Annotated in this window: 20 protein-coding genes; 7 read left to right on the plus strand and 13 right to left on the minus strand. The window is 37.6% G+C overall.

Going from position 1 to position 22,146, the window contains the following annotated elements; translation table 11 throughout:
- Positions 1-192: 192 nt before the first annotated feature.
- The 11 genes from ACYVFA_RS10895 to ACYVFA_RS10945 form a co-directional block, all read right to left on the minus strand.
- The gene (locus ACYVFA_RS10895; RefSeq protein WP_460471845.1) at positions 193-1,122 is read right to left on the minus strand and encodes a hydroxypyruvate isomerase family protein; all 930 of its coding nucleotides are present in this window, start codon (positions 1,120-1,122) and stop codon (positions 193-195) included.
- A 143-nt stretch (positions 1,123-1,265) separates the two neighbouring features.
- The gene (locus ACYVFA_RS10900) at positions 1,266-2,534 is read right to left on the minus strand and encodes a YncE family protein (protein ID WP_460471846.1); all 1,269 of its coding nucleotides are present in this window, start codon (positions 2,532-2,534) and stop codon (positions 1,266-1,268) included.
- Between the two features lie 61 nt (positions 2,535-2,595).
- Entirely contained in the window at positions 2,596-2,913 is a 318-nt protein-coding gene (locus tag ACYVFA_RS10905; protein ID WP_460471847.1) for a Dabb family protein, read from the minus strand.
- Positions 2,914-2,948: 35 nt separating this feature from the next.
- Positions 2,949-4,139, minus strand: a complete 1,191-nt coding sequence (locus ACYVFA_RS10910) for an alpha/beta hydrolase family protein (RefSeq protein WP_460471848.1) — start codon at positions 4,137-4,139, stop codon at positions 2,949-2,951.
- Between the two features lie 296 nt (positions 4,140-4,435).
- Positions 4,436-4,600, minus strand: coding sequence for a hypothetical protein (locus ACYVFA_RS10915; RefSeq protein WP_460471849.1), 165 nt, complete (start codon positions 4,598-4,600; stop codon positions 4,436-4,438).
- A gap of 158 nt (positions 4,601-4,758) precedes the next feature.
- Positions 4,759-5,196: a hypothetical protein gene (locus ACYVFA_RS10920; RefSeq protein ID WP_460471850.1), complete on the minus strand. Its 438-nt coding sequence runs from the start codon at positions 5,194-5,196 to the stop codon at positions 4,759-4,761.
- 19 nt (positions 5,197-5,215) lie between these two features.
- Positions 5,216-6,118: an SDR family oxidoreductase gene (locus ACYVFA_RS10925; RefSeq protein ID WP_460471851.1), complete on the minus strand. Its 903-nt coding sequence runs from the start codon at positions 6,116-6,118 to the stop codon at positions 5,216-5,218.
- A 155-nt stretch (positions 6,119-6,273) separates the two neighbouring features.
- Entirely contained in the window at positions 6,274-6,894 is a 621-nt protein-coding gene (locus ACYVFA_RS10930; RefSeq protein ID WP_460471852.1) for a YceI family protein, read from the minus strand.
- A gap of 117 nt (positions 6,895-7,011) precedes the next feature.
- Positions 7,012-7,470 (minus strand): MarR family winged helix-turn-helix transcriptional regulator, encoded by a 459-nt coding sequence (locus ACYVFA_RS10935; protein WP_460471853.1) that lies wholly within the window; start codon positions 7,468-7,470, stop codon positions 7,012-7,014.
- Positions 7,471-7,573: 103 nt separating this feature from the next.
- Entirely contained in the window at positions 7,574-9,412 is a 1,839-nt protein-coding gene (locus tag ACYVFA_RS10940) for a BamA/TamA family outer membrane protein (RefSeq protein WP_460471854.1), read from the minus strand.
- A gap of 206 nt (positions 9,413-9,618) precedes the next feature.
- Positions 9,619-11,940, minus strand: coding sequence for a hypothetical protein (locus tag ACYVFA_RS10945; RefSeq protein ID WP_460471855.1), 2,322 nt, complete (start codon positions 11,938-11,940; stop codon positions 9,619-9,621).
- Between the two features lie 1,343 nt (positions 11,941-13,283).
- On the opposite strand from ACYVFA_RS10945, the gene ACYVFA_RS10950 reads away from it, so the two are divergent.
- From ACYVFA_RS10950 to ACYVFA_RS10960, 3 genes are read left to right on the plus strand one after another with little or no spacing between them, the layout of a single operon-like run.
- Entirely contained in the window at positions 13,284-13,859 is a 576-nt protein-coding gene (locus tag ACYVFA_RS10950; RefSeq protein WP_460471856.1) for a Maf family nucleotide pyrophosphatase, read from the plus strand.
- Positions 13,860-13,879: 20 nt separating this feature from the next.
- Positions 13,880-15,610, plus strand: a complete 1,731-nt coding sequence (locus tag ACYVFA_RS10955) for an alpha-amylase family glycosyl hydrolase (RefSeq protein WP_460471857.1) — start codon at positions 13,880-13,882, stop codon at positions 15,608-15,610.
- 12 nt (positions 15,611-15,622) lie between these two features.
- Entirely contained in the window at positions 15,623-15,865 is a 243-nt protein-coding gene (locus ACYVFA_RS10960) for a T9SS type A sorting domain-containing protein (protein ID WP_460471858.1), read from the plus strand.
- Between the two features lie 2 nt (positions 15,866-15,867).
- On the opposite strand, the gene rho is transcribed toward ACYVFA_RS10960, so the two are convergent.
- Together rho and ACYVFA_RS10970 are read right to left on the minus strand one after the other, a co-directional pair.
- Positions 15,868-17,598 carry a transcription termination factor Rho gene (rho, locus tag ACYVFA_RS10965; RefSeq protein ID WP_460471859.1) on the minus strand — a complete coding sequence of 577 codons (1,731 nt, stop codon included), beginning with the start codon at positions 17,596-17,598 and terminating at the stop codon, positions 15,868-15,870.
- Positions 17,599-18,099: 501 nt separating this feature from the next.
- Positions 18,100-19,029: a homoserine kinase gene (locus tag ACYVFA_RS10970; RefSeq protein WP_460471860.1), complete on the minus strand. Its 930-nt coding sequence runs from the start codon at positions 19,027-19,029 to the stop codon at positions 18,100-18,102.
- Between the two features lie 228 nt (positions 19,030-19,257).
- Here ACYVFA_RS10970 and ACYVFA_RS10975 point away from each other — a divergent pair, with 228 nt between their 5' ends.
- From ACYVFA_RS10975 to corA, 4 genes are all read left to right on the plus strand, one after another.
- A complete protein-coding gene (locus ACYVFA_RS10975; protein ID WP_460471861.1) occupies positions 19,258-19,794 on the plus strand; it encodes an OmpA family protein in 537 nt (178 codons plus the stop codon).
- A 52-nt stretch (positions 19,795-19,846) separates the two neighbouring features.
- Complete coding sequence (locus ACYVFA_RS10980) at positions 19,847-20,389, plus strand: hypothetical protein (protein ID WP_460471862.1); 543 nt, start codon at positions 19,847-19,849, stop codon at positions 20,387-20,389.
- A gap of 169 nt (positions 20,390-20,558) precedes the next feature.
- Entirely contained in the window at positions 20,559-21,125 is a 567-nt protein-coding gene (gene purN / locus ACYVFA_RS10985; protein WP_460471863.1) for a phosphoribosylglycinamide formyltransferase, read from the plus strand.
- Positions 21,126-21,140: 15 nt separating this feature from the next.
- Complete coding sequence (corA, locus tag ACYVFA_RS10990) at positions 21,141-22,085, plus strand: magnesium transporter CorA family protein (protein WP_460471864.1); 945 nt, start codon at positions 21,141-21,143, stop codon at positions 22,083-22,085.
- Positions 22,086-22,146 lie beyond the last annotated feature (61 nt).

The raw sequence follows: 22,146 nt of genomic DNA on the forward strand, positions 1-22,146 counted from the left end.
GAAAAGAAAACGGAGGTTTATGGTAGAAGCAATCGGAGGGATTCATACGTGTGAGTGTGTATCTTGAACTGCGATTTAACTGATTAATCAGATTTTACTGACTTTTCAACTAATTTATTCATATAATTTTGAACAATTTAAAGTCAGATTAATCAGTAAATCAGTTAAATCATAGTTCAAGATATTTGTGGACTATATCTCAAAACTATCAGACTCAAGATAAGCTTTAATCAAAGCCTGTTCCCCTTCTTTACCAGGTTTTGAGTTGCCGTGTTCCATACCAAAAATAAAGGTTTTGTTTTCAGCCTTACTCTTGTTATACACATGCTTGAAAATGTTCTTATAGTTAATCTCACCGGTCGTTGGTTCTTTTCTGCCTGGATTGTCTCCAATCTGGAAATACCCGATTTCACTCCATGTCCAGTCAATGTGAGGAATAATATGACCTTCATTTTTCTGCATATGGTAAATATCAAACAAGATTTTACATGACGGGCTATTTACACCACGGCATATTTCATAAGTCTGGTCAGATGTTCTTAAGAAAAGATTTGGCGAATCACTTAATGGCTCTAATACCATTACAATTCCATGAGGTTCTAATATTTCCGCTCCACGTCTTAATGCATCAATTACATTTCCGGTTTGCACCCCAATTGGTAAATTACGTTCGAAATCACCCGGTACTACTGTGACAAATTTCGCATTGCAACGTTTGGCAACATCTACAGCTTTGCGACAGCCATTTAGAAATATATCAATATAGTCTTTTTTGCCAGCAGCTAAGGTATTGGCACCATTACCACCTTTATCCACTACAAATACACCCATAGCCATGCCCAATTTGGCCATCGTTTCGCCGATTTTGGTTTGCATTTCAGGTGTCCTACCCATCATGCCATTGTCTTCAAGGGCAGTAAAGCCTACATCTGCCATGAATTTCAACTGGTCGATCAAATCTTCCCCAGCCGAATTTTTGAACATACCAAAGTGTGGGGCATATTTGATTTTGAAATTGTTCTGACCCGCAAAATCATTTAGTTGTTTGGTAAAAGGAACAGCAGCGACGCCAGCCATTCCGGCCATAGAAAAAGAGTTTTTAATAAAATTCCTACGTTTCATAGTACTTGTGTTGAATTGTGATAGTTAGATAGGTTGAATAATCTGGATAAAATTAATAAATTCTTGTTGAAAATACAGACTGCTTTAAAAAAGCAAAGATTGATTGGGTTACAATCAATCTTTGTATAAGATCATTAGCAATTTTATTTAACGATTCTGATAGAATGACAGCCTCGTGGTAGAAATAGCTTGAAATCCTGTTTCTGTAAACTAGGCTTATCGCCATTGTTTACTTTCCAGAATTCTACACCGCCAAAGTGTTTGCCATAATTAAAATAGTCGTAGACGGTTACTGCAAGGTTTTTACCGCTTTGGTCGAATGTTAAACTTTTAGGAAGGATACCTTCAAATTCATATTCGCCCTGGTTAACCAAACTGCCATCAGGTGTCAGTTTAAGTAAGCTTAAAGAAGCCTTACGCCCTAAATCAGCGCTTTCCCAGGGTAGGTAGGTTTTTTTAATATTAGCTACGGCAATCAGGCTACCATCAGGACTAATCGCAAAACCTTCGGGATTTTGACCAACTTTGATTTTGCTCAATGGAAAATGCTCGGAAGAACCATCCAGATTGAACTTGATAACAAAGATTTCGCCATCTGCTCCATTTTCGTTGCGTTTCAAATCTGACACAATATAGAATTTGCCATCTGGTGTAAACTGACCTGCTCCGGGAGATGTTCCGATTTTTACAGGTTTACCTTGTAATTCCAGACGGATGATTTTATTAGTAGGCCCATCACGACTGGTTTTTAGCAAACCTACTTCTTTTGTTTCTTCAAATGTAAAAGCTATGTAATTATCATTCGGATGCCAGCTGACAGCAGATATTTTTCCGGCAGGTAAATTCTGAGGTCTATGGATAATACGAATGGGCTTGCCGGCAGGGTCTAATTCCAGTACCTGTAACTCTTTTCCTTCTTCTTCAGTACACAGCACTAAGTATTCTCCTTTCGGGCTTATATCTATTCCAATAGGATTCTTACCAGTCGGGAATTTGTACAATACTTTAGGATTAGCCACATCGGCTATATCAACTACGGTAATAAATCCGCCAGCGGGTAAATCCTGATTGATGTTTCTTAATTCAGAGACATTATCTGCCACCATGCCTCTGGTGTCAACTACATAAGCCAAGTGATGTGTATTTGAAATCACCATTGACTTGGTATGATTGGCTGCAGAATTGGATACGATAACACTCTTTACCTCATCGTAGGATTTTTCTAAAGGAAATTTGATGGTTGAAAAAGCATCTTTCGCTCCTTTTTCTTTATACAATTTTCCATCAGCAAAGGCAGAGGCTGCCATATCTGCATCAGAAATAGCGATGATACCCTTGGCATCAAAGGATAGATTCTGTGAAAAAGAAGTAATACTAACGGATAAAAATAGTGGGACGAAGAAATTTCTCATGTATAGTATGACTTTGGTTTATAATGCGAATGTCTTAAAAGCAGTTTGTTAAAATCTGCTCTTAGCTTTCTGCATCATAAACCTGCACTTTTTCCCAAAGATGAGAACATTTGGCTACAAAAGCTAAGTGATCCGGATGAGTCTGGTAGGCAGCTTGTTGCTCTGGAGTATCAAATATCCATGTAATTGAAAACTGGTAGGTAAAATCAATTACAGCACGATTGGTATTGGCTGGTGTGCCCACATAAGCTGTCTGGATTAAATCGATTTTAGATAATTCTAATAAGCCTTCGTGCAATGCCTGGTGGTCGGCTTGATTGTTTTGATCTTTCAACCAGAAGAATACAGTGTGAACAAGTCCTTTTTTTAAGTTAGCCATGTCAGAATACGGTTTAATTAATGTTCGAAATATAATTATTGATTAGTTGCAAAAAATGTGAGTGTATCTAATAAATATCGGTTTATTGATGAACCATGCGTCCCATTAGCTACCAGATTCAGCTTGACATTAGTGGCTCCTCTTTTGGTCATGGCATCGTAAGCAGTCTGTGTATTGAAGGATGGTACATAAGTATCAGACATGCCATGTGTCAGCATAGTAGGCGTTTTAGGCTTCCAGTCAAAAATGTCATTATCCTTTACTGCATTCGCTAAGGCTGTGTCCGAATCATTAGCTAAACTTTGTTTGAGTGCATCCGAAATGAGCGTATTAAAACTACCCGAAATGTTTACGTTCTGTTTATCTTTTTGGATCTGGCTTGCATATGGTTCTTTGAAATAACTCGTCATGGCACGATTCAGTTTATAAACTCTATCGTAAGTGAGAATCACCCATATATAAGATGCATTATGAGTAGGATCTCCTAATGAACCTGTACTTCCAATCGTCTTGAAACTCAGGGTTTTATTATAAGCGCCAGCACCGCAGCTTGAAGCTCTCAGATTAAATTCACCAGACGCCTCTTCTTCCATTTTTTTCTGCAATGCCATAGTCGCATAGCCTCCCTCAGAATAGCCACCGATAAATACCTTATTATTCCAGTTGATTTTCTCTTGCTGGATAAACTCTTTAGCTGCTCTTAACATATCCAGACTAGCCGTTGCCAATCCTTCCCGGTGCTCATAGGTATGTGGTAGGTTGTTGGTAGAGCCATAGCCAATATAATCAGGAGCGGCTACAATATAGCCAATAGTTGATAAAATTGAAGCTAATGTCCCTTCGCCGCCAGCATTGAAATAGGAGGGCGCTTCATCATCTGAAAAGATAGTGCCGTGTTGATAGCTTGCTAAAGGTAGGGGATCAGTCTGACCAGAAATATTTGGAACAACCAAAGCTCCTGAAGCTTGGATTTCGGTTCCATCAGTGTTTTTAGTTTTATAAATAATCTTGTATTGTTTCACACCACCGCGAACAAATAAAGCAAAATCAGCGCCTTGTGCGCCTAGCGATGCTAATAACTGTTCTTTGGTGTATTCGTGGACAAGCGTAGCTTTAACTAAGACTGTTGGTTGTGGAGTTGGTTCAGTATTCGTCTTATCGCAAGACCAAACAAATACAGATAAGGTAATCGTAATAATAAAATAACGGAAATTTTTAATTTTCATAGTGTTCGGTGATTGAATGACAAAGTTATTAAATTTATTGAATTAGAGACCCTGCACAATGCCTTTTTTGGAGATACATTGATGTTTTGATTAAAATAGAATACTTGGCTATGAACAATAAATGGCCTTTCTTATAACGAAAAGAATAAAAGAATCTTTTGAAATCTAGTAGGAATTATTGGTGTGAAAGGGAAACAATAAAAATGTGATGAAACACACAAATGAGAAGAAGGTGGTGTTCCATCACATATAGAAGAATCTTTAATATCTATCTTAAACTTGAATCATTCAAGTTATTACCATTTATCATTCGATTTAGGTTTTTCAACCTCATGTTTTATATCTCTCGAATCCGGTTGTTCATCTCTATTGCCCGAATGCGTATCTCTTGGAGCAATATGTTTGCTGTTTTGCGAAGAAACATTCTTAATATCTCTTTGCCTATTCTGTGTGAGTGCCATAGTTTTAATTTTTTCTTGTTTTAAACAATGAGTAATTAACTCTATTGCACTTAAGGATAAAAAAAGTATTCCTGCTTCACAAAAACACGATTTCTGAGGTATGCAATCATAAGATGGGGTCAAATCTCCGCACGTATAGGTAGAGATTTTTGGACGATTCAATCTTTAAATTCCTTCCAGGTGAAGACAATTGGCAAGGCTTTTTGAAGAACTGATAGGGCGTTTATGAGATAAATCTGGAAATAAACCTCAAATCTTAAACAGATATAGGAGTCAATCAAACACCAGATTGTAAAGGAAATCATAATGGCATTTCTTGCCCATTTCTCTTTTCGCTGGAACGGATACCAGGTAATATATGCTAATAGTATATAACAGCAGGCAATAGTGCCACCTAATGGACCAGCCACAAAGTGCCGAAAATCTTTTACTTCAATAGGAATCTTATCTGTCTGCCAGAAAATTTCAGCGATTAAATGGTCATATATAGGAAATATAGGCAGATTAGCATTTAAGGCAAAGAGGACTCCCATTAAAGCCATTATCAGACTACTGTAAAAAAGCCATCTTTGCCAGAATAAGAAAGAATTTTTCAAAAAGATAAATGTTTATGAATTATTCTTTCTTTGGTTTAGTGTTACTCTTGATAACGGCTTGAATAATATCCCACATCTCATTCGGAATGGCATTCAGGTGATTAAATTCTCCAGCACCATTTATCCATTCTCCACCATCAATCGTTACTACCTCACCATTAATATAGGAAGAAAAATCTGACATCAGGTAGGCAGCAAGATTAGCTAATTCCTGATGTTCGCCTACGCGTTTTAGAGGTACGTTGCCAAAATCAGAGAATCTTTCACGTAAATGCTCAGGGAATGCATCAACCGGAAACAATCTATCCCATGCTCCTTTGGTTGGAAATGGCCCGGGAGCAATGGCATTGAAGCGGATACCATATTTAGCCCATTCAACTGCTAAACTTCGTGTCATTGCCAAAACACCTGACTTAGCCATTGCAGAAGGTACAACAAAGGCTGAGCCTGTCCATGAATAAGTGGTAACAATGCTTAATACAGTAGCTTTTTGCTTTTGCTCAATCCAGTGTTTGCCAAATGCCAGCGTACAATAGTAGCTACCCTTTAAAACTATATCAACAACAGTATCAATGGCACGATGAGAAAGACGCTCGGTTGGGGAGATGAAATTTCCGGCGGCGTTATTCAATAAACCATCTACTTTACCAAATTCAGCAATGGTTTTATCTTTCATGGCTTCAATAGCACCATAATCGCGCACATCACAAGCAATTGGTAATATTTTGCCGCCTGTTTCCTGTGTTAGTTCATGGGCAGTCTCTTCTAAAACCTGAAGTTTCCGGCTGGTGATTACCACATTAGCACCTAACTGAAGAAAATATTTGGTCATTGATTTGCCTAGTCCGGTTCCACCACCTGTGACCACGAAGGTTTTGCCTTCCAGCGCACCATCTCTTAGCATTGGTTCGTTATACGCCATTATTTATTTCGTTTTAATTGTTGAGGATAATTTGCATTATTTCAAGAAATATTTTGCCTGAAATAATAGGCGTAAAGCTAAAAGAAAAAAGCCACAGATGAAATATTCACCTGTGGCTTTTTAGAAAAACTATGTATTATCTATTCAAAGATTAATTAAGCACCGATTTTAGCAGCTGCCAATTTGACTTCTACTGTAAAGTTATCATAGATAGCTTTGTCACCGATTGCATCAAAGAATGATTTTGAAGCGTATTTGCTGCCGAATTTAGTACGGTCTACTTCAAATTTAGCTGAGGCACTTGCTGCACCTTTTTTATCGATGCTTACAGTTGCCGGGAAAGAGATTGGTTGTGTAACACCATTGATTGTCAGGTTGCCCGCAATATCGTAGTTTGCACCACCTTTAGGCGTAGCTTTTGTGATTTTGAATGTAGCTGTTGGGTATTTAGCTGCATCAAAGAAATCAGGAGCTTTTAAGTGACCTACTAATTTCGCATTGTATCCTTCGTCTTTTACGTCTAATACTTTGATGCTGTTGATGTCAATAGTAAAATCACCACCAGTTAATTTGTCGCCATCTACTATAAGGTTACCATTCTGAATATTGATTGTTCCGTTGTGTTCGCCTGTGATTTTTTTACCTAACCAGTTAAACGTGCTGGCCTGTGAGTCTACTTTTAAAGTTTGTGGTGCTTTTTTGCCTTTGTCAGCCATAGCTGAAATACTTACGAAACCTGCGATTGCTACTGTAAATAAACTTTTAAAAATTTTCATTGGTTTTGATAATTTGATTTAAGCAATTAAAAATAAAGTAATAAATAATAAACTCTTTATAATCAATAGATTAAGTAGAATATTTGGATATGCATACTTAAATCCTGAAAAAACGCATTAATTACTGCCGCGGAGCTTGTCTAGCAGGCCACTCAGTGCCTCTGCTTCTTCGGGTGTCAGGTTCGAAAATGATGTTTCCCAGTTCTCTTGTAATACATCAATTTCTTTCAGAACATCCTGCCCTTTCTGCGTAATTCTTACATCGCATGCCCGTCTGTCATCTTTGTTGTCGCATCTTGAGGCCAATTCCTTTGCTAAAAGTTTGTCAACAAGGCGAGAAGCGTTTGACATCTTATCCAACATCCGCTCAATGATTCCATTCACCGTAATCGGATTTGGATATTGTCCTCTTAAAATCCGCAATACATTATATTGCTGTGCCGTCAAATCAAACGGTTTCAGAATATTCATGTGGTCGCTGTTCATCCAGTTATTGGTGAAAAGTATGTTGACCACCAGTTTCTGATAGGGACTTTTAAAAGGCTTTTGTTGTTTTATGTCTTTTTCAATCGACATATTTTTTGTAAATAACTAATGAGATTTATAATACACTAACAATATATGTTAGTACATATAATACAAGTGTCGATGAAGGATAGTTCCAGAGATTGAAAAAAAATTATCTGAGTGGAATAATACTTGGGGCTGAAATATCAAAATCGCGTAAGCGAAGGGGTTGAAGACCATCGAAACCAAAGCGAAAGTTCGAACTGGTGTTGGGAAGATTTGGATAATATCCGATTCGTATCTGGAAGGTTTTAAAGGTAAGGTTCTCGTTTCTGATTCTTAAACCTATCCCATAACCCTGATAAAGTGTACTTGAAAAAAGTGGAACATTATGGAGCGTAACCAAACCAAAATTGGCAAAAGTAAAATAGGCCACACGAAACCCAATAATACTTTTCTTTGAAAACAGAACAGATTCAAACCCTAAGGTTAGGCGCTTATCTCCGATGAGTGAACTATTGTTGACTCCCACAATACCGTCTGAACCGCTGATATTCAGGTAATCTACAGGGTCACGATTGATGCCGTAAGTAAAGCCCAGATTAATGAAGTTTCTGGTTTGAGCTCTGCCCAATTTCATTAATGGACTAAAATAATAACTTTGTATGCCTAGCGTACCTTGCTGCGCTTCTTTATCTTTCAGATAGGTTCCTGCGCTTGCCAGAAAATACAGATAGCCTTTTTCACGTGCCAGATAGGTGCCATTGGCATATTGTAAGCCGGCATAGTTTCTGGCTCCAAATTCTGTTTGTTCACGCCCGAAGGTAAGAGAAATCAAACTACCTGTCGGAACGTCCTCTGTTCTCCCAAAACCATAAATCAAAATGTCTCTTTTATAATAGCGGGTCGAATATCCAATGCTTCCTAAAATGGTAGTTCTGTTCCAATAGATTTTATTGGTATCAGCCCTTACTTCGGGTCTTGTCCGGTATTCGTAGCCAGTTCTGCGCCCTGCAATAACCAGCCTTTGATTGGCTCTGGAACCTCTTAATTTAAAAGCGTGTCCATACCAGATATCTGAGTAATAGTAGCCTGTCTGATATACTAATTCATTCTGCAATAAATCCAGCCGTTTATACTCTCTGATTTTATAATATCCTAATTCAATGGCTCCTGCATCCTTTGTATCAACAGTCAAAAATGGTCGAAATACTCTGACAGAAAATTGTGTTAAATCTTTTTCACGAATGGCACTAATTTGACCGGTGATAAAGGTTTTACCCATGTATGGAATAGTGTAGATACTTCTTGCGCCAAAACTCTGATAGGGGTCATCTTTCCGCCAGGTTATTTTATTGAGGAAAGAGTGGCCATTTCCCTGAAAATTACGGTCTTCAATGCCTATTTTAAAATCTTTCAGGCTACTGGCACCTACATCAAAATTAATCGACCACACATCCTGTACCAGAATCGTAATATCTACCATCCATGTGCTGCCTTTCCGCTCGTTTACCAGAATACGGGCATCGTGAATAATTGGGTTAGCTCTGAAAAGCCGCTCTGTATCTTTTAAGGTTTGAGGATTCAGTTTGTCGCCTTCTTTAAATAGCAGAAAAGAATTGCGGATAACTTTTTCGCGGGTATTTGTATGAAAATTCTTGCTTGCAAAACGCTCGAAACGATTCCCATGCCGGGTTGTATCATTAACGCTGGATCCAAATATATCTAGTTGTCGGATGACAATTTTGCCAATAATCTTTCCTTCATATTGCGCAAAGGGGTTGGTTTCAAGCTTGTCAATTTCATTTTTCAATACGTTGGTATTGTAAACCTCTCTGAACAAAAAGCCATAAATTTGTCTCCCAATCTTGGTTTTACCCATTTTGCTCTTCAATTTCGTATACATGACACTGTCTTTAGCAGACTTGTCGCTGTCAAAATTTTCATAGTCAGGGGTTTGTCCGAAAGTAAGATGCGATAGCAGTAAGAATATAATAGCCCACTTGTTCATGCTGAAAAGATACGATTTTTTTATAAAATCGCAACATTAATATCATTTAATAACAAGGATGTTAACAAATAAGAAATGGTTGGATTTAGTATTTATATAAGCAAAATTGATAATGGATTGTTTATAAATGGTTATAAAAAAAGCGGATACCGAAATGAATCGGCACCCGCTATTGGTTTGTTTGTACTGAAGTTTTACTTTTTGAATTACTCTGACCGGACTATAGTAATAGGTACGCAAACCTTAGGCCCGCAACTCGAACAAGAGGCTGGTGGTGATACCAAGGTGCTTAATGAACAAGTATTACTATCAGTGATCACTAGAGTCTTACTGCCGGTGCTAATCAATCCTGCACTAATCGGCGTACTCGCTGTCCCGTAAGCAAATGGTCCTGTTACTGCAGAGCCATTTAAGGTTACTGTATAATTCGTTCCGATACCGCTACCTCCCGAAGGATTCAGGATAATAGTGAATGTATCGTCAGATGAATCTCCTGTTGTTCCATTATTGCTACAAAGTGCCACTGCATTAGCTGCTAAAGGTGCAGGGTTTGCTGTTACTGTAACAGTATCGGAGTTAGCACATCCAAGAGTATTTGTAAGTGTCACTATATAGTTGGTAGTTAAAGTAGGAGAAACGCTGATAGTCGAGGTGGTTGCACCAGTATTCCAAAGGAAAGTACCCGTACCCGTAGCAGTGAGTGTACTGGTTACACCTGCACAAGCCACTACATTAGATCCTGCACTGATAACCGGTAAGGCATTTACATTGATAATAATCGGGCAACAATTGCCGGCGGCACAACCACTCGACGTTGTAAAATTAACTGTATAATCACCACTTGCTGTTACTACTAATGAATCATTGGTTGCTCCGCTAATGGGTACACCATCCAGGTACCATTGATAGGAAGGAGCCGAAGGAGCTATGAGAATCATAGATTGGCCCTGACACATCTGAATTGGTACCGAAACGCAGGCTGCTGCTATATTATCAGATGTAGCTGCATTGTCGGTATCTGTTTCGTTTGATGCAGTAATTGTAGCTACATTCAGTACTACACCAACCGTATCTACCGTTGCAGTTATGGTCATAGAAACACTGTTGGTTGTCCCACCTAAAGCACTACCGATCGTCCAGATACCTGTGGTAGGTGAATAGAAAGTTCCTGGTGAACCAGTGTTACTATGAGTAACATAATTCAAGCCGGCAGGTAAAATATCCGTTACCTTCACTCCTGTGGCATTGTATTGTACGCTATCACGTGTAGCTGTAATCGTGAATGTTACTGTGCCTCCCTCTGCCGGTCTTGAATTATCAACAGTTTTTGAGAGCGATAAGTCAATTACGTTTCTATCACAAGTATCAGGTGTTCCGTCTCCGTCTGTATCTATCAGGTCATCGCCCGAACATTTATCCATACAATCAGGTATACCATCATTGTCGGAATCTAATTTTATGTAAGCATAATATATATTGATATCAGTTAACAAGCTGGCAACACCGCTAACTTCAATTCTTATCCGGTTGAAAGGAAGAGTTGTTCTTCCGCCAATCTGATAAGTTGGAGCAGTGGTATTTAATACAACGGCCGATAAAAGGCTTGTACCAGAAAAGACATCTACTGGAGTACTACCATTATAGGTTCGTATAGTGATTCCACCAAGAAGATTTAAACCAAGTATGTTATTATTTTCTTTGATAACGAATCCTGCAAAAGTACCAGCTGCATAAGTTGCCGCAGCTTGCACTTCAATATAACGTGTACAACCTAACCCAATCGGGATACTAATATTGGCGAAGTTGGTTGAATCTGTGTCATTCACGTTACCAGGACTGGTAGTACTACTTCCAAGGCAAAGTAGTCCACCTACAGAGTTGTTAACAACATTACTTACTTCCGCACCTGTAAGTGCATTCACACAATCGTGTGCGCAATTGGTAGGGCCTTCAAATGCTTCATAAATCCGTAGAGTTGTCAAGGCTGATACTGTTCCGTTAGCCACTAATCTTACTTCGTCAAAATCACCGGTTGTGGTAAAGCTGAGAATCTGCTTTCCGTTGGTTGTACCTTGTAAAACAGCCAGACTTATGGCCGGAGAACCACCGATAGTAGCTGTCTCTACAAGCGTATTATTACGATAGGTCTGAATACTCAAATTGCCCAAGACTGAGGTATTAAGTAAACCTGCGTCTGGAGCGATTATAAATCCAACTTCATTACCAGCCGGATAGTATTGCAGAGAATCTTTTACGATTATCATGTTATAGTTGCTGAGCAACTGAGCGCCAAGTGTGACTGTTGCATAGTTACCCAGATTTCCGTCAACCACGTTGCCCGGATTCTGTATGTTACAAAGTGCACAGACACCTCCGCCTAATGGAGTGCCAATGTATGCCCCTGTGCCTGAGATGGGGTCAAGACAAATTCTGTTGTTTTCGATGGTTTGTTGGCCGAATGTCTTGCCTGAATAGAAAGTCAGAAGTACGAGCAAGAGAAGCCTGCATGTAGTTTTAATCGTTACCATGTGCAAAAGTTTTTAAATTAAATGTTTAGCAAAAGAGTTACACCGCCAGAATAATCAACCGCCAAGGCTTCCTATATGATTATCCTATGCATTTACAGCAAAAATTACTTTAGAAAATCGAGCAAAAGTTTAATAAGAATGATGCAACATAACGACATAACAAATCCTTTAAAGCCTTTTTCAGACGTTTTAATACTGTTTTTTATACCTTAGTAAATAGGAAAAGTTTTGCCTTGCTAACATCTTACAGCAATTAATTAATATTCAGCAAAAGATTTTAATGTTAGATACTATTATAGAAGCATAGCGATTCCCTAGAAGCTTTTTTGCAAAAGATTCTCAGTTCTTAAAAAAATAAGAAATAATCGGGGAGATATGACAATCCATTCGAGCATCCGACAGCAAAAGTTTTTGTTTTAATGAGCAAAAGTTTTAAATAATTATGCAAAATATTAACAAAGTTTATCTTAAAAAGTCTCAGCTACAAGACTTCTGGTTTTCTTTAAATTAGAAATTCAGAGGAAGATATACTTGTTAACGTTGGCATAGTTCAGCAAAAGTTTATTTTTATTCAGCAAAAGTTTAAAAGCTAAAAAGGCATAGCGAATCTCTTTGTTATTTCTCACACAAATAAATCTTTATTCTTAATCTGGATAAGAAATTTAAAAGGAGATATGTTAGCTACTAAATACATCCTTTAACAAAAGTTATTTCAGATTCATCAAGCAGATTTAAAGAAGGATATTAAATAATAGAATAGCAGATTCCGTTTCTTAGCATAGCTAAGTATACAATGTTTATATACCTTAATTTTGATTAAGACGATGGAAAATGTTATGTAATTTATATGGATACATCCTTACAGCAAATTTGGTTTGAATTATTACAACAAAGGTTATTTTAAATTTTACGCAAAAAATTGTTTTACTATTTATTCTCTCAGTTTAAAGTATGTAGATCTAAAAGAATTTTTTCTAACTATTGAATATTAAGAAATAATTGTGCCAATTTTTTATTGAATTATATTGTATTTATTTATAATGGTATTTTTTTGAGAGCTAATGCCGTTTAATAATAAATACATTGAATTTTTTTTTAAGAAAATTATTAAACGGATACTGGATAATTTTTTGATTATCAGGAATTTATACTTTAGTATGAAATTTGTTAATGAAATACACCTCTTAATAAGACAATTTGTGCCAATGCCAAAACTAACTGACTTAAATATGTAATTAAATATGTAGATACATATATATACGTAGCTCAAATGATTGAAAACTTTTCAGATTGTTCGTATTTATAAGTCAGATTTATTTACTTCGCATTTCAAAAAAATTGATATGCAATTATCTAGGCCACTCATACTCGCTTCCAATTCTCCACGTCGAAAAGAAATCATGCACAATGCAGGATTTGAGTTCTCAGTAAAAGTAATTCCAACAGATGAAGCCTTCCCGTCAGATATGCCTGTGGAGGAAGTGCCTGCTTTTCTGGCAAAAAATAAAGCAGCTTGTTTTAGCGAAACATTAGGTAGTGAGATTATTCTTTGCGCAGACACGGTTGTAGTGGTTGAAAACGAAATCATTAATAAACCTGTAGATGTGGATGATGCCAGACGAATGCTAAGACTATTGAGTAACAGAACGCATCAGGTGATTACAGGCGTTTGTATTATGACAAAAGAAGAAACCATAAGCCTGGCAGATACTACTCATGTAACCTTCAAATCATTAAGCGAGTGGGAAATTGAGTATTATATACAAAAATGCCATCCATTCGATAAAGCAGGAAGTTATGGCGTGCAGGATTTTATTGGTATGATTGGTATTACAACAATTGAAGGCTCTTTTTATACGGTTATGGGCTTACCTATTCATAGAGTATATGAAGAACTTGAAAAATACATGACTCGTTGAGGCAGCTTTAACCCAAAAAAATGATTGAATACCTGAATCACGAAAGTGTAAAAATAACATTTAAAGCTCCTTATAAACAATCAGTTCATGTGGTAGGGGAGTTTAATAACTGGCAAATTTCTGAGAAGTTTGCTATGCAGAAACAAGCCGATGGAGAGACATTTGGTATTATAATTAATCAACTGGAACCTAAACGGGAATATGCCTATCAATTTTTGATTGATAAGAAAATTGTAGTAGCCGACCCTTATACAGAAAAGATCCTGGACCCAGAATTTGATAAGCAGATTTCTCCTAATACTTATCCCAACCTAAAGAAATATCCGACCGAGAATCCATTTAAAGGAAGTGTATCTGTGCTTCAAACTGCTCAGGAGCGTTATAAATGGCATATTCAAAATTTCACCTCCCCAGAAAAAGAAGATCTCATTATCTATGAGTTACTTATTAGAGATTTTGTTGAATCACGCAAGTATAGAGATGTAGTCAATTTCATCCCTTATTTCAAGAAATTAGGGATAAATGCCATTGAGTTATTACCAGTGCAGGAGTTTACAGGAAATGATTCGTGGGGCTATAACCCGACTTTCTATTTTGCTGCGGATAAAGCTTATGGCACTAAAGATGATCTGAAATACCTGATCGATAAATGCCACGAGAATGGTATAGCCGTGATTCTGGATGTGGTTTTTAACCATGCTGATAAGAAATTTTCATATTATAAAGCTTATAAAGGTCATAAAAGTGCAGACAATGAAAATCCTTTTTTCAACGAAAAAGCTACACATCCTTATTCGGTATTCTTTGATTTTAATCACGAAAGCAAGTACACCCAGGAGTTCTTTGATGAGGTTTGTCATTACTGGCTTTGTGAATATAAAATAGATGGATTCAGATTCGACCTGACTAAAGGTTTTACACAAGTGCAATCTTATCCAGATGTGTTGAAATGGTCGAGCTACGATGCTAGTCGGGTGAGATTGCTGAAACGAATGTTTGATAAAATCAGGCAGTACAACAAAAACTGTTACCTGATTCTTGAGCATCTGGCAGCGAATGATGAAGAAACTGAACTGGCAGATTATGGATTCCTATTGTGGGGGCACCTTAATCATCAATTCAGAAACCTGCTGAAAGGTAAAAATGATAGTATCTCATGGCTTAGCCATAAGAATAGGGGCTGGAAAGAGGCGCATCTGGTAGGCTATATGGAAAGCCATGACGAAGAAAGGCTGGTATATGATGCCAACGAGAAATTTAAAGATTTATCTGTTTCATCGGCAAGAGCAAGGGCGGCTGCCGTACTTTTTTTTGCTTACCCAGGCCCGAAATTGTTCTGGCAATTCGGCGAATTTGGTTATGATGTGAGTATTGATGATAATGGACGAACAGGTGTAAAACCTATCAAATGGGATTATCTGAATAATCCTGATAGACAGGCCTTGCTGGAAGTTTATATCCAGATGATTCATTTAAGGAAAAATATTGTTGCCTTTAAAGAGGGAGAATTTATAGAAGTTTCTGATAGTCTGGTTAAGAAACTCAATATCAATCACCCGACACTGAATATCAGAATCATCGCCAATTTTAACCTGAAAGAGGTAGAGGTAAAAAGTAATCTGGAAGTGGGAGTGTGGGTTGATTTTTTTAGAGAAACTACCTGGCATGTTTCTGAAAAAAATCAAAGAATTACCATAAAAGCGGGGGAGTATTACCTGTTTACCTCTAAAAAACTAGAGAAATATTATTAAACTAAAGCAATCATGAGGAAAGACGAATTAGTTATATTCTATAACGAGCCTGACGAAAAAGTATATGTGAAAGTACCGCCTGGTATAGAAACACATTATCAGTTATCGAATCTGGCAGGGAAGATTTTGCAGGAAGAAGTACATACAAAAGCCCTGCATGATTTTGATCTGGCAGGGCTTCCTGAAGGTATTTATTTTGTAATAGTTAATCAGGACGACATGATCCGTTCAAAGAAAATTGTCAAAAATACCTGATACTATCTGTTCATTGTCAATAAGAATTCCTCGTTTGTACGGGTTCCTTTCATTTTATCCAGCAAGAACTCCATGGTTTCCATAGGGTTCATATCAGCCATATATTTACGAAGCAGCCATACTTTTTGCAATGTATCTTTGTCCATCAACAAGTCTTCACGGCGAGTACCCGATGCCAGAATATCAATAGCAGGATATACACGTTTGTTCGATAACTTACGGTCAAGCTGCAACTCCATGTTACCTGTACCTTTAAATTCTTCAAAGATAACCTCGTCCATCTTCGAGCCTGTGTCAATCAGGGCTGTAGCGATGATAGTTAACGAACCACCATTTTCTACATTACGGGCAGCTCCGAAGAAACGTTTAGGTTTATGCAAAGCATTGGCATCAACCCCACCCGAAAGGATTTTACCTGACGATGGGATAACGGTGTTATAGGCACGAGCCAGACGAGTGATTGAATCCAGTAGAATTACCACATCATGACCGCACTCTACCAGACGTTTGGCTTTTTCAAGTACAAGACCCGATACTTTTACGTGTCTGTCGGCTGTTTCGTCGAAAGTTGAGGATATTACTTCGGCACGAACACTGCGTTGCATATCAGTAACCTCCTCAGGACGCTCATCAATCAATAGGATAATCAGATAGATTTCCGGGTGATTGCGGGTGATAGCGTTGGCAATCTCTTTTAATAAGACAGTTTTACCTGTTTTAGGTTGTGCCACAATCATTCCACGCTGACCTTTCCCTATCGGAGAGAATAAATCCAATACACGTGTTGAGTAAATATCAGATTTGCTACTCAATTTTATTTGCTCTTCCGGGAAGAGAGGAGTAAGGTATTCAAAAGGAATACGGTCACGGATTTCCTCAGTAGTTTTACCATTTACTGAAAGTACTTTCAATAAGGCAAAGTATTTTTCTCCTTCTTTCGGCGGGCGGATGGCACCTTTAACCGTATCACCGGTTTTAAGACCAAATAATTTTATCTGTGATGGCGATACGTAAATATCATCCGGACTGGCTAAATAGTTATAATCGGCTGAGCGAAGAAAACCATAGCCACCTTCCTGCATGATTTCAAGTACACCTTCGTTTTCAATCAGTCCGTCAAACTCCTTAATCAGGTTGTTGAACTGCTTCTTGATAACCTTGGTGTAATCGTCTACAAATCTTTTATCTTCTTTTGGCTCGGCAATATCTGGTACAATATCGTCAATCAAACCCTCAAATTCGCTCATTTCGGCATCGATTTGTGATAAATCGAAATCTTCAGCTTCTTCTAAATTTAAAAGAGGTTCTAGATCCGGATCGAAAGAAGTGTCTGATTGAGGAGGAAGGGAATCTGAAGGAGAAGCAGGAGGAAGTTCATTAAAAATATCTTGTGCCGCAGGCTTATCAAAAGGTTTCTTTCCTCCAACCTTCTTAATAGGTTCTTTTGAGACCGGGCTTATTTCTGCTGACGTGCTATCTCCTGGTTTAGGCAGTCGGGTGCGGTTTTTAGGCGCTTTATTACTATTATTAAATAATGGTACTTCAAAATTTGTGGCCGAAATATCGGCTACTTCTTTTGGCATGTTAAAAGTTGATTTATTGGACTGTGTTTCCAAAATCTTTTCAATGAGCTCATTTTTTGAGGCATTGCGGACATCTTTTATGCCCACTTCAATACAAATTTTTCTTAACTCTGATAGAAGTTTCAGATTGAGTTCTTCTGATGTATACATACGTGAGAATTAACGATACGTTTTTATACGACGGTTAGCGGTTATATTAGATGCTGAAAACAAAGAAAAGGACATTATAAGTTTGTGAACAGTTGAAAGCAAATTACAAGCAGTAAGCGAAACTATTGGTTATAAGTATTTTACTTTAACTGGAGCTTTAAATTATACCTTATACTAAATTTACGTTAGGAAAACTCCCGGAATAAGAAATTAGCAAGCTATTTAATTGGATTGTAATTTCAGAAACAATTAGACTGATTGATTCAAAGAGGGTATTTTCTTACTACAGAAAGCCTATTGAAGTTTTTTACTCGGATTTGAATGCAATTATATAACGTTTATTTCTATTTGTCAATATATTTTAACAAATATTTTTTAACGGTATTTAAGTAATTGAAGCTGGATTTCAATTAGACAAACAAAGTGCAGATACTATTTTCATCACCTGACGAATAGATAACGAAACAACAGCGCAATATAGTTCAAACTAAACAGATAATTTTAACCAATTACTTTTGGCCCTTGTTGATTGACACCTGATACATATGCTTCGCAATGAATGCTGGCTTTTTCAAATGCAATTTTCATGGCCATGGCAACCTTTTCTGCAGTCTCACGACCCTTGCTGAATGCAAATACTGACGGCCCTGCACCTGATATACTACAGCCCAATGCGCCTGCCTCTAAAGCAGCACTTTTCACTTCCCAGAATTCCGGGATCAGAATGGCACGCACAGGCTCAATAATAAAATCAACCATTGAGCGGGCAATTAAATCATAGTCTGACTGCATCAACCCGGCTATCATCCCTGCCACATTACCCATTTGTGCAATCGTATTTTTCATTGATACCTCATTACGTAATATATAACGAGCATCTTTGGTGTTTACTTCTATATCAGGGTGAACGATTGTTACGAAAAGTTCTGGTGGGGTTGGGACATTGAATATATCTAAAGGATTGTAACTCCTGATCACTACAAAGCCACCCATCAAAGCTGGTGCTACATTATCTGCATGCGCTGAACCACAGGCTATACGTTCACCTTCCATTGAGAAAGGTAGTAAGGATTTTGTAGTACAAGGTTTACCTAAAATTTCATTTACGGCAAATACCCCCGCCACCGAACTGGCCGAACTACTGCCTAAGCCACTTCCGAGAGGCATTTTCTTATAAAGCTCGACATCAAAGCCTTGTTCGATGCCATTTTTTTTGAGAAAAGCTATAATCGGAACCGTAATCGCATTTTTTGTGGCATCATAGGTGAGTTTTCCATCATCTCCGCTTATTTTTGTAATCACAATCTGATTGTCATTACGTTTTTTTATAATTACCTCGTCGCCGGGTGCATCTACTGCAAAACCGAATATATCAAAACCACAAGCAACATTGGCAACAGTAGCAGGCGCAAAAACTTTGATTGATTCCATTAAAAATAAAAATAGGATTTTGGTTTGCCTCAAAATTAGTCTTTTTGATGGATTTTTAGAAATTATTTACTTTGTGATTTATTAGACATTAATAAATTTTAATCAAAAAAATAGTTTGTGTTAAATTTGGAAAGAAAATCTGCACCAATGATGGTGTTTAAGTTACTTTTCAGTACATTTCCTGTCCTAAACTATTGATTTTAGTATTTTCCCAAACTCTCAAGTAAAATGAACAGACTTCTGATCCTACTGTTGATTCTGTTATGGTCTTTGGGTTATAGCTGGTTCTGGAATTGCCATCGCAAACCTTTTTGTTACAGTGGTACCGTTGCCTCATTAGAGAATACACCTGTAATAGATAGTGTTGCTGCTCCAGCCAGTCTGCCCGCTGATACCGTACAGTTAACTGCCGAAGAGCAGATCCTTTTTAAACCTTTGGATATGTATTTCGTATCCGGACAAACAGGTATACAGCATACCCCAGAGGTCGATACGTTTCTATTAACTGCTAAAAAGTATTTAGCCAAATATCCTGACAAACAATTGTTGATTACAGGACATACAGATGGTGATGGGTCTGACGCTTCTAACCTGAAACTTTCAGAGATTCGTGCAGATAAGGTAAAAAGCTTATTGACTAAGGATGGTATCAGGGCCAGCCAGATGGCTATCGAGGGTAAAGGTGAAAAAGAGCCGATTGCTTCTAATGAAACGAATGAGGGTAAAGCTAAAAACCGTAGAGCAACCATCAGGCTGAAAGAGTAATGCTGAACCTTGTTTTTTAAATGATTTCGAACGATTAATGCTATTTATTTATATGGAAAATTTACAATGTCTTTTCAATAATTTCCCTTGGGATATATTTTTATTCTGGTTTATCCCTTTATTATTATTAGCCTTGTTGCTATGGTGGGTGTTGAATAAGAAAATAAAGAACCTGGAAATCTATAATGCAGAATTGCAGGACAGAATAAAGTTTCTTGAAAGCGAATTAGATGCTTGTCGGAAAACAAGAGTATCTGTAGCCATCGAACCCACTCCTGTACCTTCTGCAACCGGAATAGTATCCGGATTAGGAATAGTGCCAACGCCAACGATCCCACCTGTGAAAGATGACCTTAAAATTGTGGAAGGAATAGGGCCTAAAATTGAAGAATTATTTAATAAAGCGGGTATTTATACTTTTTCGCAATTAGCCGATACACCTGCCGCCAGAATGAAAGAAATATTGGATAAAGCAGGCAGCCGATTCCAGATTCATGACCCAACCACCTGGGCAGATCAGGCAGCTTTAGCTCGTGATGGCAAATGGGACGAACTGAAAAAATGGCAGGACGAACTTTATAAAGGTAGGTTGTAAGTCTTAGCTTTTCAAAGCCTCTGAAATAATTCAGAGGCTTTTTTTGTAGGCCAAAAGTTTAAAACTTTAAAAAAAAATACCGTGATTCGCAGTTTCTAAGCCTTGCCAATTGGACGGGCTTTTTATAAAGAAAGCGGTCATTTATTTGCCGGAAATTATAATCATTCAAATGAAAAGAATTGCCATCTTAGCATCAGGGTCGGGGAGTAATGCCGAAAAAATCATTAATTATTTTGAGAACAATGAGTCAATTCAGGTGGATTTATTATTAACCAATAATCCACATGCAGGAATCATTGAAAGAGGCCGAAGACTTGGTGTGCCTATCCTTATCTTTGATAAAAAGTCGTTTACTAAAACTGATAAGATAGTTGAGATGCTGAAAAAACAAGATATTGACTGGGTGATTCTGGCAGGGTTCCTTTGGTTGATACCTGCAAATCTGGTTAAGGCATATCCGAACAAAATTATTAATATTCACCCTGCGCTTTTGCCAAAATATGGTGGAAAAGGGATGTGGGGACATTTTGTGCATGAGGCCGTTCATGCCAATAAAGATACTGAATCGGGTATTACGATTCATTATGTCAACGAACATTATGATGAGGGCGAAGTTATTTTTCAGGCCAAATGCGAGGTGATAGAAGGAGATACACCTGAAGATATTGCCGCTAAAGTTCAAATATTAGAACACAAGCATTTTCCGAAAGTGATAGAAAAATTGATTATGGGATAAAAAACGCTCCTGCTTATGGTACGTACTTATTACAAAGAAGGTAAACAGGTAAAGAAAGAAACCGATGTACGAGAAATAGGGCATCTTAAAAATCTGATGTGGGTCGATTTACAGTCGGCATCTCAGGAAGAAGAAGAATGGGTGGAAACCAAATGTGACATTAGTTTTCAGACCCCTCAGGAAATTGTAGAGATTGAGAGTAGTGCCAGATATTTTGAGCAGAACAATACCATCAATGCCAACTCCAATTTTTTGAAGGCTGATCAGGACGGGTACCATTTTTATCCGGTATCGTTTATGATTCGGGATAATGTATTGTTTACTTATCGTCAGGGAGATTCCAGATCGTTTGCTGATACAGTAAAAAAAATTAAATTAGGTGAAGAGATATTCAAAGATGGGGTAGATATTTTACTCCTTTTGCTGGAGACCCGTATTGAATCTGATGCTGACTTGCTAGAGAATATGTCGAAGGAAGTGAAAAATATCAGTAAGGCGCTTAGCAGAGAAAAGAAACCGAAGCAGGCATCTCTTCTGAAAATCAATAACTTACAGGAAAACACGATGTTAATCCGGGAAAGTATTATTGATAAACAAAGGGTACTTTCGCAGATATTAAGAAGTGCCTATTTCCCGGAAGACCGCAAAGAAAGGCTACGTATTGTTTTAAAAGATATTACTTCCCTGCTCGAATACACTACCTTTAACTTTGAACGGCTGGAGTATTTACAGGATACTTTCATGGGTCTTATCAATCTTGAGCAAAACGAAATTATCAAGATTTTTACCATAGTTACCATCTTATTCTTACCACCCACACTCATTGCAGGTATTTTTGGTATGAATTATCAGGTAATTCCATCCTCCAATCACCCTTATGGTTTCTGGTTGGCAATTGTGTTGATGATTTTTTCTTCCCTGATATTTTTATTTTTCTTTAAACGGAAGAAATGGATTTGATATAAGAACATGTTTAAATTTTGAGAAAGGGCATCGGTTGCTTAAATTGTAAGTGACCAAA

The sequence above is a fragment of the Emticicia fontis genome, from assembly GCF_054779675.1.